At 43.9% G+C, this 23,944-nt stretch carries 15 protein-coding genes; 9 read left to right on the top strand and 6 right to left on the bottom strand.

Annotation, left to right across the window (positions count from 1 at the left end; genetic code table 11):
* Positions 1–101: 101 nt before the first annotated feature.
* The gene (locus tag QZX97_RS17460) at positions 102–779 is read right to left on the bottom strand and encodes a tetratricopeptide repeat protein (protein WP_295655042.1); all 678 of its coding nucleotides are present in this window, start codon (positions 777–779) and stop codon (positions 102–104) included.
* A 132-nt stretch (positions 780–911) separates the two neighbouring features.
* Between QZX97_RS17460 and QZX97_RS17455 the strand changes: the two genes are divergently transcribed.
* Positions 912–2,021 carry a DNA replication/repair protein RecF gene (locus QZX97_RS17455; protein ID WP_295655040.1) on the top strand — a complete coding sequence of 370 codons (1,110 nt, stop codon included), beginning with the start codon at positions 912–914 and terminating at the stop codon, positions 2,019–2,021.
* Positions 2,008–2,298 (top strand): DUF721 domain-containing protein, encoded by a 291-nt coding sequence (locus QZX97_RS17450; protein ID WP_295655038.1) that lies wholly within the window; start codon positions 2,008–2,010, stop codon positions 2,296–2,298. Before QZX97_RS17455 ends, QZX97_RS17450 begins: the two co-directional genes overlap by 14 nt.
* Positions 2,299–2,569: 271 nt before the next feature.
* Here QZX97_RS17450 and QZX97_RS17445 read toward each other — a convergent pair whose 3' ends face one another.
* Positions 2,570–2,989, bottom strand: coding sequence for a nucleoside-diphosphate kinase (locus tag QZX97_RS17445; protein WP_295655036.1), 420 nt, complete (start codon positions 2,987–2,989; stop codon positions 2,570–2,572).
* Positions 2,990–3,110: 121 nt separating this feature from the next.
* Between QZX97_RS17445 and QZX97_RS17440 the strand changes: the two genes are divergently transcribed.
* Genes QZX97_RS17440 through QZX97_RS17420 form a run of 5 tightly spaced genes read left to right on the top strand, consistent with a single transcriptional unit; the run spans position 3,111 to position 8,034 of the window.
* On the top strand, positions 3,111–4,121 hold the full coding sequence (locus tag QZX97_RS17440; RefSeq protein WP_295655034.1) for a bifunctional oligoribonuclease/PAP phosphatase NrnA: 1,011 nt from the start codon (positions 3,111–3,113) through the stop codon (positions 4,119–4,121).
* A gap of 2 nt (positions 4,122–4,123) precedes the next feature.
* Positions 4,124–5,110, top strand: a complete 987-nt coding sequence (locus tag QZX97_RS17435; protein ID WP_295655033.1) for an FKBP-type peptidyl-prolyl cis-trans isomerase — start codon at positions 4,124–4,126, stop codon at positions 5,108–5,110.
* A gap of 60 nt (positions 5,111–5,170) precedes the next feature.
* Positions 5,171–6,154, top strand: coding sequence for an FKBP-type peptidyl-prolyl cis-trans isomerase (locus tag QZX97_RS17430; protein WP_295655031.1), 984 nt, complete (start codon positions 5,171–5,173; stop codon positions 6,152–6,154).
* Between the two features lie 53 nt (positions 6,155–6,207).
* Entirely contained in the window at positions 6,208–6,975 is a 768-nt protein-coding gene (locus tag QZX97_RS17425; RefSeq protein WP_295655029.1) for a TatD family hydrolase, read from the top strand.
* A 39-nt stretch (positions 6,976–7,014) separates the two neighbouring features.
* Positions 7,015–8,034, top strand: a complete 1,020-nt coding sequence (locus QZX97_RS17420) for an asparaginase (protein ID WP_295655027.1) — start codon at positions 7,015–7,017, stop codon at positions 8,032–8,034.
* Between the two features lie 28 nt (positions 8,035–8,062).
* Here QZX97_RS17420 and QZX97_RS17415 read toward each other — a convergent pair whose 3' ends face one another.
* The 3 genes from QZX97_RS17415 to QZX97_RS17405 all read right to left on the bottom strand — a co-directional run bounded on the left by QZX97_RS17415 (position 8,063) and on the right by QZX97_RS17405 (position 21,251).
* On the bottom strand, positions 8,063–10,597 hold the full coding sequence (locus tag QZX97_RS17415) for an outer membrane beta-barrel family protein (protein WP_295655025.1): 2,535 nt from the start codon (positions 10,595–10,597) through the stop codon (positions 8,063–8,065).
* A gap of 217 nt (positions 10,598–10,814) precedes the next feature.
* A complete protein-coding gene (locus QZX97_RS17410; protein ID WP_295655024.1) occupies positions 10,815–11,714 on the bottom strand; it encodes a PorP/SprF family type IX secretion system membrane protein in 900 nt (299 codons plus the stop codon).
* A gap of 90 nt (positions 11,715–11,804) precedes the next feature.
* Positions 11,805–21,251, bottom strand: coding sequence for a gliding motility-associated C-terminal domain-containing protein (locus tag QZX97_RS17405; RefSeq protein WP_295655022.1), 9,447 nt, complete (start codon positions 21,249–21,251; stop codon positions 11,805–11,807).
* Between the two features lie 547 nt (positions 21,252–21,798).
* On the opposite strand from QZX97_RS17405, the gene QZX97_RS17400 reads away from it, so the two are divergent.
* Together QZX97_RS17400 and QZX97_RS17395 are read left to right on the top strand one after the other, a co-directional pair.
* A complete protein-coding gene (locus QZX97_RS17400; RefSeq protein WP_295655020.1) occupies positions 21,799–22,251 on the top strand; it encodes a 3-oxoacyl-ACP synthase in 453 nt (150 codons plus the stop codon).
* Positions 22,252–22,315: 64 nt separating this feature from the next.
* Positions 22,316–23,077: a glycosyltransferase family 2 protein gene (locus tag QZX97_RS17395; RefSeq protein WP_295655018.1), complete on the top strand. Its 762-nt coding sequence runs from the start codon at positions 22,316–22,318 to the stop codon at positions 23,075–23,077.
* Between the two features lie 179 nt (positions 23,078–23,256).
* Here QZX97_RS17395 and QZX97_RS17390 read toward each other — a convergent pair whose 3' ends face one another.
* Positions 23,257–23,817, bottom strand: coding sequence for a hypothetical protein (locus QZX97_RS17390; protein WP_295655016.1), 561 nt, complete (start codon positions 23,815–23,817; stop codon positions 23,257–23,259).
* Positions 23,818–23,944: the final 127 nt, after the last annotated feature.

The following is a 23,944-nucleotide window of genomic DNA, read 5'->3' as shown; positions in this document are numbered from 1 at the left end:
ATATGGGTGTTGTTTTGATTTCCGATTTCGAATTTCCCTATCCCTCACCAACACAAATTATGGGTAAATATGGGTATTTTGCTAAATACCCTTTTTAGTGCTTATTGCTTTGCCTCGTCGCGGGCAATGTATTCATCTATACTTTGCGCCTCGGTGCTGGTAGGGTAATCGCTCTTTATTTTTTTGTAAGTTTCCAAAGCCGATTTGTTGTCGTTTTCAGCTTCGTAAACTAAACCTAATTTTTTCAAATAAAACGGGCTGCTAAAATTGTTTTTTGCTTTGTCGGCCGCCTTTTTAAAATAAGTTTCAGCTTTGCTGTAGTCTTTCAACTCAACATAAGCATCACCGGTTTCGCCAAAAGCTTCTGCCGATATAATGTTGTCGTCGCCCCTAAAGTTGGTCAGGTTATCAATGGCTTTCAAATACTCACCTTTGTTCAGGTAAGCAGTGCCCAAATAAAAATAAGCCAGGTTGGCCGCCTTTGTATTGCTGTAATCGCTGATGATTTTTTCGAAGCCGGGGTAACCTGCATCACCTTTAATCGCCTTGTCCCAGTCTTTTTTTGCCCAAAAATCCTGTGCTACATACATTTGTTCTGTCGCTTCTGTTTCGCGTGGTGCGAGGTAAAACTTTTGGTAACTAAAATATCCCAATACCAACAAAACAATGGCTGATGCGATAAAAATGAGGCTTTTTTGATTGTCGATAACAAATTTGCCGGTAAGGCCAAGGTCTTTGTTTGCGGTATTAATAGGAGTATTCACTGCTGTATTTGGCATTTTTCGTCTAAAATTAAGAGTGCAAAAATACGGTTTTAGATTTTTTTAGCAATATCTTTTTTATGTTAAATATTTAACCTGTTTTTTAAGCCCGTTCACGGCCTTAAATAGTAACTTTGAGGAATATACACCATGCACTTAAAACAACTCTCGCTGCTTAATTTTAAAAACTATAACGAGGCCGAACTAACTTTTCAGCCCGGGGTAAATGCCTTTGCCGGCAACAATGGTGCTGGTAAAACCAACCTGCTGGATGCCATCCATTACTTGTCGTTATGCAAAAGTTATTTTAATCCCATCGATAGCCAGCAGATAAAGCAAAGTGCCGATTTTTTCATGGTAAATGGGGTATTCGAAAAAGACAATCAAAAAGAAGTGATAGCCTGCGGGCTAAAACGCAATCAAAAAAAACAGTTCAAGCGCAATAAGAAAGAATATCAACGCCTCGCCGATCATATCGGCCTGTTCCCGCTGGTAATGATTTCACCATATGACGTAAGCATTATTATTGATGGAAGTGAGGAGCGGCGGAAGTTTATAGACAATGTGATATCGCAAACCGATACCCAATACCTCGATGAGCTGATAACGTATAATAAAACCCTCATCAATCGCAACGCGCTGCTGAAGCTGATAGCTGATACCGGAAGATACGACCCCACCTTGCTCGAAGTTTATAATGAGCAGCTCATTGCTTCGGGCAATATCATCTTTCAAAAACGTAAAGCGTTTATGGATGCCTTTACCGGGATATTCAACAAGCATTATCAATATATTAGCGATGATGCGGAGCAGGTGTCGTTGGTATATGTTTCACAATTGCTGACGGATGATTTTGCATCGCTGCTTTCCGGTTCGGTTGAAAGGGATAGGATATTGGAGCGCACCACCTGCGGGATACATAAAGATGAACTGGAGTTTACCATACATGGCATGCCCATGAAAAAATTTGGTTCGCAAGGGCAGCAAAAATCTTTTTTAATCGCGCTTAAACTGGCGCAGTATAGTTTTTTGCAGCAACAAAAAGGTTATAAGCCATTGCTGTTGCTCGATGATATTTTTGATAAGTTGGACGAGGACCGTACCCGTAAATTGATGCAAATGGTATCCGACAATGATTTTGGGCAGGTGTTTATTACCGATACCAGCGCGGCCCGTATTAAGGACATATTTAATGGCTTAGGTATAGCTATATCGTTATTTAATGTTAACAAAGGAGAAGTTGCACATGGGCAGGACTAATGATAAGTCGATAAAAGAAGCGATCGAGCAGATGCTGAATGTCTACAAAATCAAACGTAAGTTTGATGAAACGTCGGTAATTGCCACCTGGCCCGATTTAATGGGCAAATCGGTAGCCAACCGCACAAAAGAGATTTACATCTACAACAAAAAACTCTTCCTAAAAATAGAATCATCTGTAATCAAAAAAGAGATACAGATGATGCATACGCAAATCATTCAAAAAATAAACGAAAAAGCTGGAAACGAATTGGTAGACGAAATTATTTTCCTCTAAGTGCCGCGCGATCTTTGGCACGGATGTCGGTAAGGAAAGATGAATATAACATCAGGAAAATGCCCGGAACCAAAAACACGAACTGGATTTCAGGGTGAAAATGGTAGAAATTATAGCAATATAAACACAACAATAGTGTTACTATCGAGTAGAAGAAGTATTTAGGGGCTTTTTTATTTTAATTATACAGGGATGAATTTAACTAATACACCCCCGTATACGAACAAAGCTACGCAAAAGTTTCGTTAAAAATCAAATACTTACAAAAAAATCAGAATTTTTCGAAAGCAGAGAAAAAGAAGCTGCCTTCAATGGCCGCATTTTCGTCCGAATCCGAACCATGAACAGCGTTCGCGTCGATTGATTTTGCAAATAAATTCCTGATGGTACCAGGTTCAGCTTTTGCCGGATCGGTAGCGCCAATTAATTTCCTAAAGTCTTCAACTGCGTTGTCCTTCTCCAAAATTGCGGCTACAATTGGTCCCGATGACATGAAGCTCACCAGGTCTTTATAAAACGGACGATCTTTGTGTACTTCATAAAACTGACCGGCCTTTTGGCTGCTCAACATCGTATATTTTAAAGCGACGATCTTGAAACCGCTTTTGGTTATCTTATCTAAAATAGCTCCGATGTGGCCTGCCGCAACAGCATCAGGCTTTATCATGGTAAAGGTTTTGTTGGTATCCATTGTTTATCTTTAAAAACTGCGCAAAAGTATGCTTTTATTACCGAAAAATAAAGCCGTTCAACTAAACTGGTGGTTTTGTATTTCATTAATTTATTTAGCTTTGCAATTCTTTTTCAAGTTAATGTTAGATATCGCCTCGCTTAAAGAATTATTAGCCAGCCCTAAAAAAATCGTAATTACAACACATCACAAGCCCGATGGCGATGCTATGGGCTCGGCACTTGGTTTGTATAATTATTTGATACAAAAGGGGCATCATGTTAAGGTAATTACCCCCACAGATTATCCGGAGGTTTTTAGCTGGATGCCCGGTAATGGCTATGTTTTGGTTTACACTGATGATATCAAGCAGGCTGACGCGATTATCAACAATGCCGAAATTATTTTTTGTACCGATTTTAACAACCTGTCCCGCATCAACGAAATGGGCGAAGTGGTGAGACAAACCGGCGCAATAAAAATAATGATCGACCATCACCTTGAACCCGAAGATTTTGACGATTACCGGGTATGGAACATTAATGCCTGCGCCAGTGCACAATTGGTTTACGAGTTTGTTGTAAACATCATGCACGAAAAGGATTTGTTGAGCAAAGATGTGGCTACCTGCCTTTATACCGGCATCATGACCGATTCCGGCTCATTCCGCCTGCCACTTACTACGGCCACGGTGCACCGCATTGTTGCCGACCTCATCGATGCCGGTGCCGAAAACTCGAAAATACATCAATTGGTTTATGACAATTCATCAGAAATGCGCCTGCGCTTTTTGGGCCATTGCCTGAGCAACAAACTCGAAGTGTTGCCCGAGTATCGTACGGCTCTGATCACAGTTACCCGCGAAGAGCTGGAACAATTTGATATTGTTACCGGCGACACAGAAGGTGTAGTTAATTTCGCATTGTCGATTGCAGGGATTAAATTAGCGGCGTTTATTGTAGAACGCCCTGATAAAGTGAAACTTTCGCTCCGTTCGCGGGATGAGTTTCCGGCCAATGAGATATGTAAAAAATATTTTAACGGCGGCGGGCACCGCAATGCGGCCGGAGGAGCCTCTGACGATACATTAGAAAACGTAATTCAACAATTTAAAACCATATTACCGGAATACAAAAAACTATTAATACAGTAAAAATGAAAAAAAAGTTAGTGCTTTTAGTGGTGGCCGCTGCGAGTTTGGCAGGCTGCAAAAATTTTAAACAAGGCGATGGAGGGATGCTATATAATATAGTTGAAGACAAAAGTGGCCCCAAAATTAAAGAAGGCGATGTAATAAGCCTCAATGGTGTAATCAAAAACGAGGCAGACTCTGTATTGTCGAGCACCTATGAAATGGGCCACCAATGGGCTACCCAGGTATCAAAGCCACAATTTAAAGGCGACTTGATATCAGGTTTGGAATTGTTGAGCGAAGGCGACAGCGCTGTACTCAAGATCAATGCCGATACGGCGAGTAAAAGGTCGGGTCAACCTAAACCTCCGGGCTTTAAAGGTAAATACTATGTTTATTGTGTAAGGATCGAGAAAGTTTTTGCTAAGGATAAAAAACAACCCGATTCTGTTTTCAATAAAAAGATATCAGCATATTTCAAAAGCTTGAACGATAAGATAAAAGCCGATGAGCCTATCAAAATCAAAAAGTACATTGCCGATAACAAGTTAAACGTTGTTACAACTGCATCGGGTTTAAGCTATGTTATAACTCAGCAAGGTAACGGGCCTAAAGCAGCAAACGGTGATACAGCCGTGGTTAACTACATAGGTAAATTTTTGAACGGCAAAGTGTTCGATACCAGCATACTTGATGTGGCCAAACAAAACAAAAGGGTACAGCCGGGCCGCCCTTACGCACCGGTACGTATACCTGTAGGCGTACACGCTGTTATACCCGGATGGGACGAAACCCTGGCTTTATTGCCAAAAGGCACTAAGGCAACGGTTATTATCCCTTCAAGCTTGGCTTATGGCGAGCAAGGTATGCAAGGTTTGGTTGGTCCGTTTACCCCGTTGGTATTTGAAATGGAGATAGTGGACGTTAAACACCCTAACCCCAATGCACCAAAACCTGTGCTGCCAACTATACCACAGGGGCAAGTGCAACAGCCACAGACCAAAAAGTAACAATTAAACAATATGATACTATGCCTCTCCGTTTCGGAGAGGCTTTTTATTTGATAAGCAATGAACAAAAAAACATTTTTCCTTACTGCCTTGAGTATCCTGCTTTTGTATAAAGTAAATGCTCAAAATGCCGCGCCGATAACTTTTCAATTAAGCCCTAAAGGCTCATCGTACCATATTTTTACGGGCAATACAGGCGATAAAATTAAATTGAACGATGTAATAACCTTTGATGTGGTTGAAAAAACAGGCAAAGATTCTATTCTGTTCAGTTCGTATGTGCAAGGGCACCCGGTTAAGTTGCAGGTGCAGGCATCCCAAAACATTGGCGATTTGATGGATATTTTCCCACTGTTGGCCTTAAACGACAGCGCTATGGTTAAAATACCATCCGACTCGATATTTGTTGGCCACGAAGACCAACGCCCGCCATACCTCCCAAAAGGCAGCAATGTGGTGTTTTTATTAAAAATTGGCAGAGTGCAATCATTGGACGACGCCATAGCCGAACGTAACAAGGCGATGGAGGCAATGAAAGCAGCCGAGGGCCTGGCAATCACCAAATATGTTGCCGAAAGCCACAAAGTTTACAAAACAACTTCAACTGGTTTAAAATATATTGTAACCAAACCATCGTTAAAACCTAAACCGTTGGCGGGTGATACGGCTTATGTAAACTACACAGGCCATACTGTTAACGGTAAAGTGTTCGACTCGAGCATCGAAATTGTTGCAGCAGCTGCAGGTTTACAACAACCTGGCCGTAAATATGAACCCATTAAAGTAGCCATAGGCAAAGGCGAAGTTATCCCCGGATGGGACGAAGCTTTGTTGTTGCTGAACGAGGGTGCAAAAGCAACGTTGGTTATCCCATCGTCATTAGCTTATGGCGAGCAAGGTGCCGGTGCCGACATACCGGGCTTTACGCCATTGGTCTTCGACCTCGAACTGGTAAAGGTGAAACGGATACACCATGCGGTAAAGAAACCTGCCGCAACCAAGCCGGGCGTAAAAAAATCGGCGACGACCGCAAAGAAATCGTAATAAGGTAATGCCTTCTGTACAAACAGGAGGCATTTTTTTGTTAGTTTTGCGCCATGGTGTTAACCGATACGCACACACATCAATATTACCAAACAGATACCGACAAACGCGCCCTACTGATGCAGCGCTGTTTTGACAGCCAGGTTACCCGGCTTTTTTTGCCCAATGTTGATGTAGCCTCTATCGGAATGATTGATACACTGGTAGGTGAGTATCCTGAAAACTGTTTTGCAATGTTGGGTTTGCATCCCTGCGATGTAAAGGCCGACTGGCAAACCGAGCTCGATCAAATTGTAAAAGCTGCAGATACCCGTAAGATATACGCCATTGGCGAGATTGGGATTGATCTGTATTGGGACAAGACCTTGCTGGTCGAACAACAACAAGCATTTCGCAGGCAAATAAAATGGGCCAAACAACTTAGTTTACCTATTGTGATCCATTGCCGCGATGCCTTTGATGAGGTATACGCAATTTTGGAAGATGAAAGGGATGAAAAGCTCCGTGGGATTTTCCATTGTTTTACCGGAACATTGGAACAGGCACAAAAAGTAATTGCTTTGGGCTTTTATTTGGGTATAGGAGGGGTAGTTACCTATAAAAACTCGGGTTTGGATAAAATAATTGAACAAATTGACTTAAAATATATCGTTTTAGAAACAGATTCTCCTTATCTTACACCTGTGCCGCACCGCGGTAAACCTAACGAGAGTTCGTACCTCACTTATATTGCTCAAAAAATTGCCGATATACAACGGGTAGATATAAGTATTGTTGCGGCTATAACAACAGACAACTCCAAAACCATTTTTGGAGTATAAAAGGAAATTGATTTTAAATAGTATAATTGAATACCATCCATGACTAAGATACTGATCATTTATACCGGCGGAACGATAGGTATGATGACCGATCCGAAAACCAAAGTGCTCAAGCCCATCAACTTTGAGCAGATCATGGATAACGTGCCCGAATTGGAACGCCTCAATTGTCAAATTGAAGTACGTTCTTTCGATCATATCATCGATTCATCAAACATGAATCCCGAAATATGGAGCGAACTGGCGGGCATTATTGAAAAATATTATGATAGGGTAGATGGCTTTGTTGTTCTGCATGGCTCAGATACGATGGCCTTTACTTCATCAGCCTTGAGCTTTATGCTCGAGAATTTAGCAAAACCCGTAATATTTACCGGTTCACAATTGCCAATCAGTGCCATCCGCACTGATGCGAAGGAAAACCTGATGACTGCTATCGAGATCACCTCTTCTATCAAAGATGGCCGCGCGCAGGTGCCCGAAGTAGGTATTTACTTTGATTATAAACTCTTTCGCGGTAACCGCGCCTTTAAATATAATTCTTCAAAATTTGAGGCATTCAGGTCGCCTAACTACCCTGTTTTGGTCGAGTCGGGCGTACACCTTAAGTTTAGCGAAAACTACATCAGGAAGCCAATAGACGCGCCATTTAAGGTGCACAAAAATTTATCGAACGATGTAGCCGTTTTAAAGCTCTATCCGGGTATAAGCGCTAAAGTTGTGCGCACCATACTTGAGGCAGATGTGAGGGCTATCGTCATGGAAACCTTTGGTGCCGGCAATACCACCACCGATGCCTGGTTTATTGATATGCTGAAAAATGCCATTGATGGCGGTAAAGTTATCCTCGATATATCGCAATGCAAGGTAGGTACCGTTGAACTGGGCCGTTACGAAACCAGCAAACAACTAAAAGACATGGGCGTTGCTAATGGTTATGATATGACCTATGAAGCCGCCATCACCAAAACAATGCACGTGCTTGGCCTGGAAAACGACCCGCACAAAGTAGCCCGCATGTTGGAACAAGACCTGCGTGGCGAGTTGACCTGGTATTAGAAATATACCTGCTAAAGTAGTTTAGCAGTTAAGGTTTGTTATTGCTTTGTTTGCCCTGTTGTTGCCCTGCCGGCGGGGTTTGCGGTACCGTATTTGGATTATCCTTGTCTTCGTCGCCATTGTCCTTGTTATCCTTACTGTCCTTATCCTTCTTAAATTCAAGTTTCCCAAATTTATAACTCAGGCTGATGCCGAAAGAGCGGAATGGCACCTGACGGATGCTGGTTTGGTTAAAATTAGCTGCCGAAGTGATGTTTTTTTGTTCCAGATACTGGCTAAACGGATCGGTTGTTGTAAGGCCAAGGCTCGCCTTTTTGTTCCAAAACAACTTGCGCATGGCAATATTGTAGGTCGCAAACGCCGGGCTTTTACCCTGTATGGTTGTTTGCGATGAGTTGTAATTGCCAAAAGCTTCTACCACTAAACTCTTCGGAAAAGTGTAGCTCGCGTTAAAGTTGATACGATAACCGAAGCCGCTCGTAGTTGGCAAACCGGGCTCTTTGCTTATCCGGTCCATAAAAAACATGTTCGAGCGAAAGCTTAGCTTGTCAGTGGCAGGTATCGAGCCAAATATACTGGCACCCGTTGACGCTTCAGTACCTAAATTAAAGCGTTGCGTAAGCGATACGTTAGGGTAATTCGTACCTTCTATAACAATGTTAGGGTAGGAGGTAGTGAACGATTGTATATCGTCTGTATTATAACGGTAAAATCCGGCAAAATAGATGTTAGCGCCTCCATCAAATGTTTTATTATAACCCAGCTCAAAATTATGGCCTAATTCGGGTGTTAGGTAGGGGTTGCCTGTGCTGATATTATGCGGGTCGCTGATGTTGTAAAACGGGTCCAGATCGTTATATCCCGGTCTTTGCAACCTGTACGTGAAACTGGCCTTTATCGATTGGCTATCATCAATTTTATGCGATAATACAAACGATGGCGCGAACGTATTATAGCTCGGGATAGAAACCCCTTGAAAATCTGCTTGGGTATCAGTACGCTCATACCTTAAACCCGCTTTACCATTTATAAAGTCGTTAAACAGGGTAAATGTTAACGATAGATAGGCAGCGTAAATATTCCTGGTATAGTTAAATGAATAGGTCTGGTGAGCGTTTAAACCGTAATCGCCATTATTCAGCAGTGTATCGGTCAACACCGAGTTGCTCAATGTCTCAAAAATGGCTTTGGCACCTGTTTCTATCGTGAAGGTTTTGGTTACCGGCTGCGTATAATCAACAGAAATATTGGTTTGGTTATCCGTTCCCGGGTTATTGGCGATCGAACCTGAAGGTTTTTGCGTACTATTGAGGTATTGCGTAGCCTGTGTAAAATAATCAGTGTTGTTACTGTAACTCGAACTATACAACACATCCAATTCCTGCCCGTCTTTAGCAAACGTCTTTTTGTAGCTCAAACTATAATCACTCGAGTTCGACTTGAATTTGTTGTACGAGTTCAGGTTGCTCATCAAATCGGTAAATGTTGGGCCATAGGTGGTTTGTTGGTCGGTATTGGTAAGCCCGTTATTTTGCCTGCCAAAGTGGTTAAAACCGAATGAGGCGGTTAACTCGTCTTTTGGCGTTACCGTCCAGGTAAGGTTTAATCCGGTTTGGTAGCCACTTCGGGTAAGCGCACTATTGCCAACTTGGTAAAGGTGTGCCAGCGAGTCCATTTTAGCATTGTAAGAGCTTTTGTCATTGGTGTTAACCGTGGTACTGTTTATTCTTTCGTTGCCGCTAAAATAAGCCCCCGCACCAAAATTACCCTTGCGGGCGTTTATATTAAACGAGCCGTTTTCCAATCGCGTACCCGCGGTGGCATTAACGCTGCCGTTAACACCTTGAATCTTGCTGTCTTTTAATATGATGTTGATGATGCCTCCTGTGCCTTCGGCATCGTATTTAGCACCCGGACTGGTAATTACCTCTATGCTCTTTATCTGACTGGCCGGTATAGATTGCAGCGCATCCGAAAGGCTTGCCCCAAATATGCTCGATGGTTTTCCGTTGATAAGGAAGCGTACATTGGAGTTGCCTTGTAAACTAACATTGCCATCAATGTCAACCGTAACCATAGGTACCTTTTGTAATACATCTGTAGCAACACCGCCCTGCGATGTAAGATCGTTTGCCGGGTTGTAAACCATTTTGTCGATTTTGTTTTCAACCGTCGCTACTTTGGCTGTTACAGTTACACTATTTAATTCTCTTTTTACAGGTACAATTGAAATGTTATTGAGCACAACGTTTGCTTTGGCCGCACTAATAATTACGTGGTCTATGATATAATGTTGGTATCCGATAAAATCAACTGCGATCTGGTATTCACCAAAAGACAAGTTATTTATGGTAAAATCGCCTTTGGTATCCGTTGTTGAACCATTTATTGGGGTTTTGCTCCCTTCTTTATAAATAGCTATCGTGGCATATTCAACAGGCGTTTTATCGTTTGCATCGGTTACTTTGCCTGTGATCTTACCTTTAACACCGGCATTATTTGTTTGAGCGTAAGCGAATGGATAAGCAAAAAAGAATAATGCGATCAGTAATATATATTTCATAAATGATTTTAAAGCGTCGGCAAAAATCCAAAAAGAAATTGGAGTAAATTGGGATTTAGGCAATAAAAATTGCCATCGAATAGTAAATATACTGTTACCTAATCATTAAGTTGCAAATTTATAATCGCCGTAAGGGTTTCTATGTAAAATTTGCAAAAGAGGATAAAAACAAAAAGCCCCCGATTTATCGGGGGCTTTTTGTTTTAAGTGTAGTAGCTTACAAAAGCTTGGTAACCACATTTTTGCCAAAACGATAGCTCAATGTAAGTTCCTGCGAAGTGTTATTGAGGCCACCCAGGGCATAGGTGCCTACGCTAAATTGGTAGCTGTAACCAAATTGGATGTTGTTATTAATGTTCACCGACAATATACCTGCTACCGCGCTATCGTTACGATAGCTAATGCCTACGCCAAGCACCTCCTTAGCATACAAAGTTGCAGCAATATTATATTCAAGCGGCAGGGCAGTTCCCTGATAAGATAACAATAATGATGGTTTAAGTTTGAAATCGGAGCCAAGGTTGGTGATATATGCCGAAGTAAGATAATAATCGTTCGGTAAGCCTTGAGAAGTATTCCCACCTAACGATAAACGTGGCAACGACAAGCCAACATAATAGTTACTGCCGTAAAGCATTACGCCAAAACCAAGGTTGGGTATGGTTTCGTTTACATCGCTGTTTTGGAACGAAGGGTCGGTTGGGTCTAAAGTGGAATAGGTAATCTTGTGGTTCCTGAAACCGGCGTTAATAGATGCCGATAAAAAATTGGTACCCGATAATTGTACCTTTTTGGCGAAGAAGGCATTTATTTCGGTCAGATTTTCCGAGCCTATCTTGTCCTGTAAAAAGGAAAGTCCCGCGGCACCGCCAATACCGGCAATAGGCACACTACCATTGAACAGGAACGATGAGGGTGCACCGTTAATACCAATCCACTGCCTGCGTCCAACTGCGCTTAAATTGCCTGCATTGTCCATAGTAGAGTAGGCATTGTTTATAGGGGTTATATCATTCATGTACTGGGTAAAAGTGAATGGTTCCTGAGCCATTGCCTTGTTGCTCCACAGCTGTAGTGCCACACCTGCCAGTAATACTATATATAAGTGTTTTTTCATCTTAATGATTATTTGCTAAATGATTTTGTTGCTTTTTGATGGTATAATCCATGTGGGCTTTTAGTGCCCACATGGATTTGTAAAACTTGATTAATATTTTAAAACAAAATAACCTGTTATATGATTTTGCTGAGCACCTATGTTGTAATCAACAATGAAGAAGTAGGTACCACCCGGTAATTTATTGCCGTTATGGCTCGATTTGCCGGTAAATACATTGTTCTTGTTATCATAATTGTCAGTTTCAAAAACATTACCACCATTGCGGTCAACAATCTTAACATGGTTTACAGGGTAGTTTGATATACCTTCTATGTACAAGAAATCATTTACGCCGTCGCCGTTAGGGGATACCGCCTGATGAACCAATACATTGCTTCCGGTTTGGTCAACAACATTTACATAAACCAACACCGATGTAGCAGGATTCCAGTTTGCATTACCCGCCTGGCTAAAGGTTACCTGCGTAGTGCCAACGTGCAACGGTACAATATTGCCGTTCACAATTTTAACAAACGATGGGTCGGTAACGCTAACTGTAACCGGTAAACCCGATGAAGCAGTAGCGGTTGGTGTATAAGGTGCCGCGTTTCTTAACAAATCAGGAATATTATTTACCGTTATGGTTTGATTGCCCGGTACAACTACCAATGTTTTGGTCAACACAGCCGAACCGGTGTAATTGCCCGATGTTGGGTTTAATGTTGCCGTAAGTGTGCATGTGCCTGTAGAAACAATATGTACGGTTCCATTTGCATTAACGGTTGCTACAGTTGGGTCCGAAGAAGTGTAAACAAGCGGATCGCCGGTGCTCCTGGCTAATGGGTCAAAATCAGCACTGCCAAAAGTTTTAGTAATTGTTGTAACACCAGGCAGCCAGGTTAATGTTTGAGGTGCGGCTACTATCGTCAATGTGCCTGTACCATAGGTAAAGGTATACAAGGTCGACACAGCACCTGCTGCATTTAACGTATAAGTACCAACCGGTAAGGCAGCGAAGTTGCCATTCGGCGTTTGTCCGTTAACAAACACTGTAGGCTGTGTGGAGAACTTGGTACTATCGTCCAAAGGAACACCACCCGACGCGCTTTTAAAGCCATAATAGCTTACTGGCAACACAGGAACTGCTTGACTGCCATAAGTTATGGTTACGTTTTTAGGCGTAATGGTCATTGGTGCCTGGGTTACGGTTAGTGTGGCAGTTGTTGATGCTGCGGCAGAGGTGAGTACATCGCCCGCTTGTGTACCTGTAATAACACTGGTACCTGTACCAACTATGTGCACCAAAGCATTGGTAACACCGCCAGAATTTACTGTTGTTGCAACAGTAGTTGTTGCACTGGAGTATGCAACCGGATACCCTGTACCGAAGGTTGAAACAGCAGGGCTGTAGTCAGGATCGCCGTAAGCTTTTACAAACGGGTTCGGGAATAGTATAGCCTGGGTTACCGTTAGCGTTTGGATGGCGGTTTGCAAAGGTATATTACCGGTACCTAACTGTGTTGCTGTGATAATAGCTGTATTACTGGTTAAGTTCGACGTTGGCACCGGGAAGTGCAGTTTACCGTTCACAATGCTTACCAAGGCAGGGTTGCTGCTGGTGTAAGTAATTGGTACCGTAGTCAGCGTGCTTGTTGCGGCTGGGTCAAGGTCGGTTAAAGTAAATGCCTGTGTCCTGGTAGCAGCGAAAGTAAGCGTTGGCGCTGTTACAGTTAAAGTTTGCGTGGCATTCAATGGCGCTGTTGAATTACCAACAGCCGGTTGCGATGCCGTTAGAGTTGTAATGCCTACACCGACAAAGTGTAGGTTACCATTTACAATGGTAGCAACGGCAGGGTTGCTGCTGGTATAAGTAATAGGCGCGGTAGCCAATGTACTGGTGGCTCCGATTTGATTACCGGGAAGATCGGATGAACTAAAGGGCCTCGAAGCGGTAGCAGCAAACGTTATTGCCGGCGCTACCACGGTCATGGTTTGCGTTACATCGGGTACTATCACATTACCTAATGATGCAGTAATGTCAACAGTGCCTAATCCCACAAAGTGGATATTGCCGTTTAAGATGGTCGCTACAGTCGGGTCGCTGCTGGTATAAGTTATCGGCTGCGCAATGTTATTGGAGTTCAAAATAATGTACGTGCTGGTTGCGCCCGGTGCAAGGTCGTTCGTATTAAATTTCTGAACGCCCAACGGAGGGAACAGGATACCAGCAGGGGTAACTGTCAATGTAGTCGATACATCAGCTGCCAACGATCCCGGAACGCCCGTTGGGCCACCGCCTTGTGTAGCAGTGATTACTGTTGTGTTAGGGCTTGGGTATGTCAACACACCATTAATTAAACTTGGCGGTGTAAGGTGTATGTTACCGTTAACAATTGTTGCCACGGCAGGGTTACTGCTGGTAAACGTAACGGTTGTACCGTTGCTTACGGTAGCCGTTGGCGTAATATCACCATTGTTACTATACTGCCTGGTACCTAAAGCGGTTAAGCTTATAGTAGGGGTAGGTGTGGCTGGTATTGCAGTAACGTTCAAAGTTGAAAGTGTTGGCAATGGCTGGTAGTTGGTACCTGTAAATTGGTTGCCTGTTATTACACACGTTCCGGTTCCGGTAATATGTAACACGCCCCCAATAACAGTTGCAACTGTTGGGTCGCTGCTGGTATAAGTTACCGGGAAGGTAGTTGTAGAGATGGTGCTTGTATACGCTAACGTCGCATCGGCAGTGCCAATTGGTAGGGTTCCAAATGCCGATGTTGGGGCTACTGTAAGTACCGCAGGTGTAACCGTTAAAGTTGATGTTGCGCTAAGTGGAGCAGGTATATTACCTATTCCCGCCTGGCTGGCGGTAATTATACAGCTTCCTATACCTACATAATGCAGCTGGTTGTTTACAATGGTAGCAACAGTTGGGTCGCTGCTGGTAAAGGTTATCGGCGCCGTTTGGTTCAACGAACTGGTAACCGTACCGATAATAGCCAAATCAGTGGAGCTAAACGCTTTGGAACCTAATGCTGTAAATACCAGGGCGCTTGGAGCAGTAACGGTAAGCGATTGTTGTACATCAGGTGGCGCAGGTAAACCTGCTGCATTTGCGGCCACTTGCTGTGAAGCAGTAATGGTACACGTACCCAAGCCTACATAATGGATATTGCCGTTTACAATAGTAGCAACATTAGGGTCGCTGCTGGTAAAGGTGATCGGTATGGTTGGCAAGGTGCTGGTAGCAACAGGCGTAAAGTCAACCACAGCGAATGCTTTAGTGCCAGGAGCTGTAAAGGTTATTGTTGGTGCGGTTACCGCAACAGTTAAAGCTACATCTTTAGGAAGGGTAGCGGTGCCACTTGCCCCACCACCTTGCGATGCTGTAATTGTTACGTTGCCGGTTAAGCCAACAAAGTGAATATTACCATTAACAATGGTAGCTATTGTAGCATCGCTGCTGGTGTAGGTTATCGGCACAGTTGCTAATGTACTGGTTGCGCCTGGAGCAAGATCAACACTTTGTATTGCTTTTGTTGCAGGTAATTGTGCTGTAGTAAAAGTAATAACAGGTGCTGTTACCGTTAAAACCTGTGTTTGATCAGCTGGTAAAGTTGCTGTAGCCCCAGCAACTGTACCGGCAGGGCTGTTTTGTTGGGTAGCCTCGATAGTTGTAGTCCCAGTTGCAACAAAATGGATATTGCCATTAACAATGGTTGCTACCGCGGGGTTTGTACTTGTATATACAATCGGTACAGTTGTTAATGTGCTCGTTGCACCTGGTGCAAGGTCGGTAGTATTTATAGCTTTTGATCCTAATGCGGCAAAAGTAATCAGCGGTCCGCCAGTTACCGTTAAGGTCGATGTAGCGTTGGCAGGTATGCCCGGCAAACCGGTAGCACCACCACCTTGCGATGCGGTAATAGTAGCAGTACCCGCGTTTATCAGCCTTATCTGCCCTGCAGCTGTAATAGCAGCTACAGCAGTGTTGCTGCTGGTGTACGTAATGGGCAGATTAACCGAACTGGTTGCGCCGGGGTTGATATCCGCATTACCGTATGCTATCGAACCTAAAGCCGGGAAGGTAATGGTAGGAGCGGTAACAGTCAACACCTGCGAAACATCGGCCGGTAAAGTGTTGGAAGCTGTAGCGCCGCCGCCTTGCGATGCTTTGATGGTAGTTGTATTATTAGGCGAGGCCGGTACATTAGGGTTGAAGTGTATAAAGCTGTTAAAGCCCGTTACAGCAATGCTAAAGCCCGATCCGGTACCGCCGATGCTTGCTGCCGGAGCAGTCAGTAAATCGCCGGGAAGGTAACCTGTTCCGCTTGTGGTAACAGTTACCGATTGTACAACATTGCCGGCCACAACAATGGTGGCGATATCACCTGCACCGTTACCGCCAGTTAAGGCAACGCCCGGATAAGTACCGTTTGTATAGCCCGAACCAATAGCGAACGATGAACTAACGGTAAGCGTTGTATTGATTATTGCTACCGCAGCATTACTGCTGGTGTAGGTAATTGGTATGCTTGTAATTGTACTGCTGGCACCCGGGTTAAGGTCAACATTCGAATATTGTTTGGTGCCCAACGCAGGGAACGTAATTACAGGTGTTGTTACCGTCACCGTCTGCGCGATATCGGCAGGTAATGTAGTTGTACCTGTTGCGCCACCGCCTTGTGTTGCGGTTATGGTTGATGTACCCGGGCCAGTAATGTGAACAACAGGCCCAGCCGTTACTACGTTTATAACTAAACCTGTACCAATACCACCAAGGCTTAGCGGCGTAGCCGATAAAACATCGCCGTTTTTATAGCCGGTGCCTCCATTTGTAATGGCTACCGTACCCACAAGGCCACCTATTATGGTGACATTAGCTGTAGCACCAGAGCCACTACCGCCGGTTAGAGGCACATTGGCATAAGTACCGGATACATAGTTGATACCCGGATTGGTTACACTTAACTTAATCAGGCTTGATGGAGTAATGGTGGCGACCGCGGTATTACTGCTGGTATAATTTATAGCAGTGTTTGTAAGCGTGCTGGTTGCACCCGGTGCAAAATCTGTGCTTAATGTAGTTTTTGCGCCAAATTGTGTTGGATAGGTTAATATCGGTGCAGTTACGGTTAGTACCTGGGCAACGTCTCCCGGTAAGGTTCCGGTGGCAGGAGCCACAGTTCCAACTGGGCTGTTTTGTTCAGTTGCTTCAATTGTGGTAGTACCAGTGGAGATATAATGGATGTTACCACCAACAATAGTAGCAACGGCCTGATTGCTGCTGGTGTAAGTAATAGGAACGTTGGTGTTTGTACTGGTTGCAGTTGGGGTATAATCAACATCTGTTAATGTTTTTGAACCCAGTGCTGCGAATGTAATGGTAAACGGTGAAACGGTTACGGGTTGGGTAACATCGGCCGATAAGGTAGCTGTACCTGTTGCCCCGCCACCTTGTGTTGCGGTAACATTTGTTGTACCTGCTGCCACGAAGTGTAATACACCGCTAACCGACGCAACCGACACAACAAATCCAACGCCAGATCCACCAAGGTTGGCATTCGATGTTGTTAATACATCGCCAACGGTATAACCAGTTCCTCCGCTGTTAACAGTTATGCTGAATACCGAACCGCCAACAACGGTTATGGTGGCAGTAGCGCCGGTTCCTGTACCGCCTGTAAGTGGCACATTTGGATAAGAGCCTACTATATAACCCGAACCTGCATAGTTTGGATTTAAGTTGAAGCCAGTGATGCTTGAGGTTAATACGGTAGCTACTGCTGTATTGCTGCTGGTATAACTTATCGGTGTGGTGGTAAGCGTGCTTATGGCACCCGGGTTTAAGTCGGCTGCCGGTAACTTTTGTGTTGGCACAGCGGCAAATGTGATTACCGGTGATGTTACAGTTAACGATTGGGTAACATCAGCAGGTAAGGTAAGTGTTCCGGTAGCGCCACCACCTTGCGACGCGGTAATGTTTGTAGTGCCCGGCCCAATATAATGTATGAATGAACCTACGGATGATACGGTAACATAAAAGCCTATCGCTGGAGGTACATTGCTGCCGCTGTTTAGACTTGCTGCCGGAACGGTCAAAATATCGCCAACACTATAACCTGAACCGCTGCTCAAGATGTTGACTGATGTTACGCCGTATGTAAATACTGTAGTTGTTATTAACGTGGCCAAATTGGTTGAAGTAGAGCTGGATGTTGGCCCTACTATCACTTGGGCGGTTGCGCCTGTACCTGTGCCGCCAGTTAACGGTACGATATAGGTACCAGGAGTATAGCCTGTACCACCTGATATGCTTTGACCATTGCTATTTGTTAAAGACTTGAGACCTGCTATACCACTATTATTGATAGTTGCCACAGCTGTATTGCTGCTGGTATAGGTTATTAATGTATTAACCGGGCTCGATGCACCTGGGTTAAGGTCTGTCGCCGAATAAGTTTTTGTACCTAAAGGGTTAAAAGTAATTGTTGGTGGGGTAACGGTCAATGTTTGCGATACAGGAGCAGGTACTGCGAATGCGCCTAAACTGGTGCCATTGGCCGGGCCCGATTGCGATGCAGTAATAACCGTAGTATTATTAGGCGCAGCAGGCGCGCCTGTAAAATGTATAAAGCCGTTAACAATGGTAGCAACTGCAGGGTTACTGCTGGTATAGGTTACAGGCAAGCTTGCACTTACGGAGCTAACAATAAGGCTAAAGCCCGATCCGGTAGCACTGAATGGCGTAGCCGGCGTCAATACATTGTTTACTGAATATTGCGTGCCCGGATTGGTAATCAGCACCGAGGTTACAACGCCGTTTATAACGGTAATGTTTGCTGTAGCACCGGTACCTGTACCGCCCGCCAGTGGAACATTGTAATAGTTGCCATTGGTATAACCGCTTCCGGCTACTATACTAACGGCATCAACGCTGTTTGTGCTCAAATAAGCACCTGTTGCACCGGGGTTTAAGTCGGTAGTAGTAAATTGTTTTGTGCCTAATGGCGGGAAGTTGATTGCAGGTGTGGTTAGTGTTAAAACCTGCGTTACATCGGCTGCAAGGGCTGTAGTGCTCGATACGGTAACGCTAAAGCCTGTACCCGTGCCACCAATGTTTGTTGCCGCTGCGCTTAAAACGTTACCTATAGTATAGGCAGAACCTCCTGTGGTAACCAATACCGAAGTTACAGCGCCGCCGCTTACAACCACTGTTGCTAAAGCACCGGTACCTGAGCCGCCTGTCAGCGGTACACCGGTATAGGTGCCATTTGTATAACCCGAACCACCTACAATGGTGCTGCTACCGTTAATATAACCGTACGGGATACCGTTTACACCGCCACCTTGTGTAGCGGTAATAACTGAAGTATTGTTTGGGGCCGCAGGTACATTCCTGTTAAAGTGTACCAAACTGGTAATACCGGTAACTGTAAACGAAAAACCGCTGCCATTACCTATGGCATTGGGGATGGCCAACGTCAAAACATCGCCGGCTGCATAACTTGATGGGCTTGTTGGTACTGATGGTGTGGTGACAATAAACGTAGTTACTACTCCACTGGCCACAATTACAGTAGCTGCAACAGCGCCGCTACCCGAACCTCCAACCAAAGCTATATTATTGTAAGTGCCGTTAGTGTAGCCTGTACCACCGGCCAACGTACCGGTAAGGGTATTGTTGATAGTGGCTACAGCAGGGTTGCTGCTGGTATAATAAATAAAGTTGGCCGCGTTGTTACTGGTTGCACCGGGGCTATAATCTGTAGCGGTATACGGTTTTGTACCGATAGTAGGGAATGTGATAAGCGGTGGTGTAACTGTTAATAAGTTTTGTACATCCGGTGGGATAGTGGTCGAACCCAGCGTGCCGCCGCCTTGTGATGCAGTAATGATAGTTGTATTATTTGGTGCCGGTGGTGCGCCAACGTAGTGTAACGTACCGGAGCTGGTTACAACAGCTACGTTCGGGTTGCTGCTGGTGTAAGTAATGGGTATTACTGTATTTGTAGAAGTCGCTAATGGTGCAGCCTTATCGGTGCTTGTAAAGGCAACAGTTCCTAATGCAGCAAATGTAAAGGACGGTATGGTAGTGGTGGCCGCGCCAACAGTGAATGTAGTTGTCGCATCCGCAGGGCCGGGATAACCGGCAGCAATTGCGGCGGCAGATTGTGTTGCTGTAAGCGTTACTGTGCCCGTTCCTCCTGTTAAGTGAATATTGCCATTAAGCATGACAGCTATAGAGGCAGGTGATACGCTGAATGTTACCGGGATATTGGTTAACGATGCGGTAGCCGCGGGAGCAAAATCGGCAGTGTTTACTGTTTTTGCGCCTGGGTTTGTTAACGTAATTGTTGGTGCAGTAACCGTTAAGGTTTGTGAAACATCGGCCGGAAGCGATCCTTGCACGCCTAAAGGTATACCGCCCTGATCTGCTGTGATAACAGATGTACCCACACCTACATAATGTATATTACCATTAACTATGGTAGCCACTAAAGGGTTACTGCTGGTCAATGTTATGGGCGAAGTTGATGTGCTGGTACTGGTAATAGTCGGTGTAAAATCCACATTGCTAAATGCTTTCGATCCCGGTGCGGTGAAGTTGATCACCGGGGATGCTACCACGGCCGCCGCCGTAACGTTTAAAGTGGTATTGACTGCTGATGATACGGTTGCCGTGCCACCGCTTCCTAAAGGATAGGTAATTGTCGCTGTAATCGGAATTGCTGTACCTACACTGATTAAGTGTACTTTATTATTTATGATAGAAATATTCGAACTGGTAGTTGAATAGGTAATGGTGGATGTCCACGCCGTGGCTGCAAATGTAGCGCCAGGGTCAAAATCAACAGTTCCTAATGCTTTGTTGCCAATAGTGAGGGTAAACACGGGTATGGCCGGTGCTGTCAAAGTATAAGTAGCACTTAACGCGGCGGCATCGGCAAATTTACCATTACCCGGTTGTGTTGCCGATATGGTTACCGTACCCGTGCCCAGCATATGCAAACGGTTGTTTATAATGGTTGCCACATTTGGCCCGCTTGTGCCGGTTATGCTATATATAATAGGATTGTTCGGAAAGCTTGCAACCGCGTAAGAGCTAACAGCCGGCAAAGCCAGGTCGGCAGATTGTAAAGCAACCGAAACGCTTGGAAATGCACTAAGTACCGCTTGTACACCGGCGTTTACTGTTAACGTGTACGAAACGTTTGTTGCTGCCAGCCACTTCACACCATCACCGGCCTGCGAGGCTGTGATGGTTGTTGTACCCGGGCCTATCAGGTGTATTTTACCCGCTATTATTGTTGCAACGGCAGTATTGCTACTGCTAAAACTTACTGCCAAACCCGAAGTAGCAGAAGCGGTTAAGGTTACATCGTTAACAACCGCAGTAATAGTTTGCGGGGTGGTAAATGGAGTAAAAGTAATGGTTTGCGCGGCAGGTGGTGCAATTACTTTTGCGGTAACTGGTTTGTAAGTACTGGCATATACCGCTGTGTTTTGCGATAGGGCCATTACAATCATGAAAATGAATAAGTAGAGTTTTTTCATCTTTTGGGTTTCATTTAGTTTAATTGGTCGTAACAATAAATTTAATATACAGTTAAAACTGTTTAGTTTAATTTTATAAAAAATATGGTATCTGCTTGGTTATATGTATATTGTAAAAGGGTAAGCTGCAAAATCTAACCATAATTTCCTTTTAAGAAAAAAATAATTAAATGTAAAGGCTACACTTTTCGTACTTTTTTGTTTCTATTGTTATAGAAGGTTAATAATTGTAGCTACGAACTTATAATTAAAAGTTGGATGAGCCATCCTGTAGTGTCATGCTTTTTGCATCCTTAGGCGCTAATAAAAGCCCGTAATTTGTATAAAATGGCGGTAAATTTGATATATCGTCAATCATACAGTTATCTTTTTGTAAATGTTACTATCATTGTTGCAAAAAAATTATATTTCTGCTATAATTTGTTTTTGCGACACTTTTTTCGATTTAAATATTTGACCGGGTTTTACAATTGGTTGCAGTAAATGTACATCTTCGCATAGTTTTTAGAAATTTTTCGCCCATGATTTTAGAAAGAAGTTATCCGTTATGTACGATTTGAAAGCAGTATTGCACCAATATTGCATTGATTATGTTCAAAACCGTATCGACTCTGTCGCCCATGCCATCCATGCATCTCAACAATCGGCCAACGAAGAAACCAAAAGCAGCGCCGACGATAGGTACGAAACCGGCCGCGCTATGGCGCAACAGGAAGCCGACCGCAATGCCGGGCAACTCAACGAGGCCAATAAACTGATGGCCGCCTTAAAGCGTATACCGATATCGGCTACCTCGGCCATTGCGCAACCAGGTAGTTTGGTGCATACCGACCACGGTAATTTTTACATCGCTATCAGTGCGGGTACTTTTATGATTGATGATGAAACTTATTTCGCGTTATCGCAAGCATCGCCGATTGGAGCCAAACTAACGGGTTGCAAGGCGGGCGATAGTTTTGATATGAACGGAAAGCAGTATAAAATTATAGCTGTTTATTAAAGCGGATACCCAAAATTGGCTCGTACAAAAAGGGGTTCTCAAAATAAAATATATCTTTGCCACTTTGATATTGTCCGCTAAAACGGGCATGCACCCGATATTCAATATGGCCGAAACCCTATCCATCATTATCCCTGCCTATAACGAAAGCAGGACCATTCATTTAATACTCGACAAGGTCAAGTCGGTGCAACTGATCCATGGTTTGGATAAGGAAATCATCATCGTTAACGACCACTCCACCGATAGCACTGAAGATGCTATCAACAACTACGCCTCCAACAATGCGGATGTCAATATCAAATATTACAAACATGATTATAACCAGGGCAAGGGCGCGGCGCTGCATACCGGTATAAAAATGGCTACAGGCCAATACCTCATCATCCAGGATGCCGATTTGGAGTACGACCCTAACGAGTACAACATTCTGCTAAGGCCCATATTGGAAGGTCATGCCGATGTGGTGTACGGCTCCAGGTTTATGGGCGGCAAGCCGCACCGTATCTTGTTCTTTTGGCACTCCATAGGCAACCGTTTCCTCACTTTGGTGTCAAACGCCTTTACCGACCTGAACCTGACCGATATGGAAACCTGCTATAAGGTGTTTAGGACCGAGCTGGTACAAAAGCTCAAATTGCAGGAAAAACGCTTTGGCTTTGAGCCCGAGGTAACCGCCCGCATATCGCGCATACCGGGCATCCGTATTTATGAAGTGGGCATATCCTACTACGGCCGTACCTACGAGGAAGGGAAAAAGATAGGTATGAAAGACGCTTTCCGCGCTATTTATTGTACCATTAAATACAATGTGTTTTCCCGATAAGGGTGAAACCATAATGAAACAAACTGTATATCGAGAAGCTTAGAAAAAACACAAGGGGATGCTCCCACCCCCTTGCACTCACTCATGAACTCAGATTCTCAATCAATCAAACTAATAAACAACAATTAGTTTAACCAGTTCATGTTTCTTTAAACAAACTTTATACGGTTTGTTTGTAATTATTTTGTACTTTCCGCGTAGAGGTACTTGATTTTAAAGGATTTGATTACACTGTCATAAGCCGCCAGGTCATCGTCCGACCGGAACTGCCCCTCGACCATGTACCTGAATTTTGTGTTTTGCGCGTACGCCGCTTCCACATTGCCTTTGGTCAATGCTTCAATGGTGTCGGTAACTTTTGGGCTGAAGTAATAGGCGGTAACGCTTTTTAAACCTTTCTGGTCGGGCACCAAAATCGGATGGGTATAGATGTAAAAATCTTTACCATCCACTATTTTGTAGGCCTGGTTGTTAAAAAAACGGTAGTCAGTATTTTCTGAGCGGTAGCCAAATATTTCTTTTTTCATCAATACCTTTTTTGTGCCGGCATCGTTCACCACTATATTGCTGCTTTTAAACATATTATTCAGCCTGATGTTGCCCTCTTGGGTAACATAACTCAATTTGTGGTTCAAATAATCGGCTTGGGTAAGGTATATACCCATAGGTGGCTTTTGCGCTATAGCGTTTTGTAAAAAAAGCCCTACAACAAACAAAATGCATAACTGTAAATTTTTCATTGTGTTAATTTTTAAAAGTTCCAGCCAAAAATTAATTAAGTAAAGCAGGTGCCGTTAGCTGTTGACGGCACCTGCTTTAGGGTTAAAACCTTGTAATCAATGCGATGATGAATCTGCTTTCAGAGTT

Origin of the sequence: uncultured Mucilaginibacter sp. (genome assembly GCF_903893715.1) — a bacterium.
Classification (GTDB): Bacteria; Bacteroidota; Bacteroidia; order Sphingobacteriales; family Sphingobacteriaceae; genus Mucilaginibacter.
Note: the sequence above shows the minus strand (reverse complement) of the source record. Positions and strands in the feature narration are given on the sequence as shown.

Coding starts and splice junctions, on each gene's coding strand:
- QZX97_RS17460 (WP_295655042.1), bottom strand. CDS start 779: ATGCCAAATACAGCAGTGAATACTCCTATTAATACCGCAAACAAAGAC.
- QZX97_RS17455 (WP_295655040.1), top strand. CDS start 912: ATGCACTTAAAACAACTCTCGCTGCTTAATTTTAAAAACTATAACGAG.
- QZX97_RS17450 (WP_295655038.1), top strand. CDS start 2,008: ATGGGCAGGACTAATGATAAGTCGATAAAAGAAGCGATCGAGCAGATG.
- QZX97_RS17445 (WP_295655036.1), bottom strand. CDS start 2,989: ATGGATACCAACAAAACCTTTACCATGATAAAGCCTGATGCTGTTGCG.
- QZX97_RS17440 (WP_295655034.1), top strand. CDS start 3,111: ATGTTAGATATCGCCTCGCTTAAAGAATTATTAGCCAGCCCTAAAAAA.
- QZX97_RS17435 (WP_295655033.1), top strand. CDS start 4,124: ATGAAAAAAAAGTTAGTGCTTTTAGTGGTGGCCGCTGCGAGTTTGGCA.
- QZX97_RS17430 (WP_295655031.1), top strand. CDS start 5,171: ATGAACAAAAAAACATTTTTCCTTACTGCCTTGAGTATCCTGCTTTTG.
- QZX97_RS17425 (WP_295655029.1), top strand. CDS start 6,208: ATGGTGTTAACCGATACGCACACACATCAATATTACCAAACAGATACC.
- QZX97_RS17420 (WP_295655027.1), top strand. CDS start 7,015: ATGACTAAGATACTGATCATTTATACCGGCGGAACGATAGGTATGATG.
- QZX97_RS17415 (WP_295655025.1), bottom strand. CDS start 10,597: ATGAAATATATATTACTGATCGCATTATTCTTTTTTGCTTATCCATTC.
- QZX97_RS17410 (WP_295655024.1), bottom strand. CDS start 11,714: ATGAAAAAACACTTATATATAGTATTACTGGCAGGTGTGGCACTACAG.
- QZX97_RS17405 (WP_295655022.1), bottom strand. CDS start 21,251: ATGAAAAAACTCTACTTATTCATTTTCATGATTGTAATGGCCCTATCG.
- QZX97_RS17400 (WP_295655020.1), top strand. CDS start 21,799: ATGTACGATTTGAAAGCAGTATTGCACCAATATTGCATTGATTATGTT.
- QZX97_RS17390 (WP_295655016.1), bottom strand. CDS start 23,817: ATGAAAAATTTACAGTTATGCATTTTGTTTGTTGTAGGGCTTTTTTTA.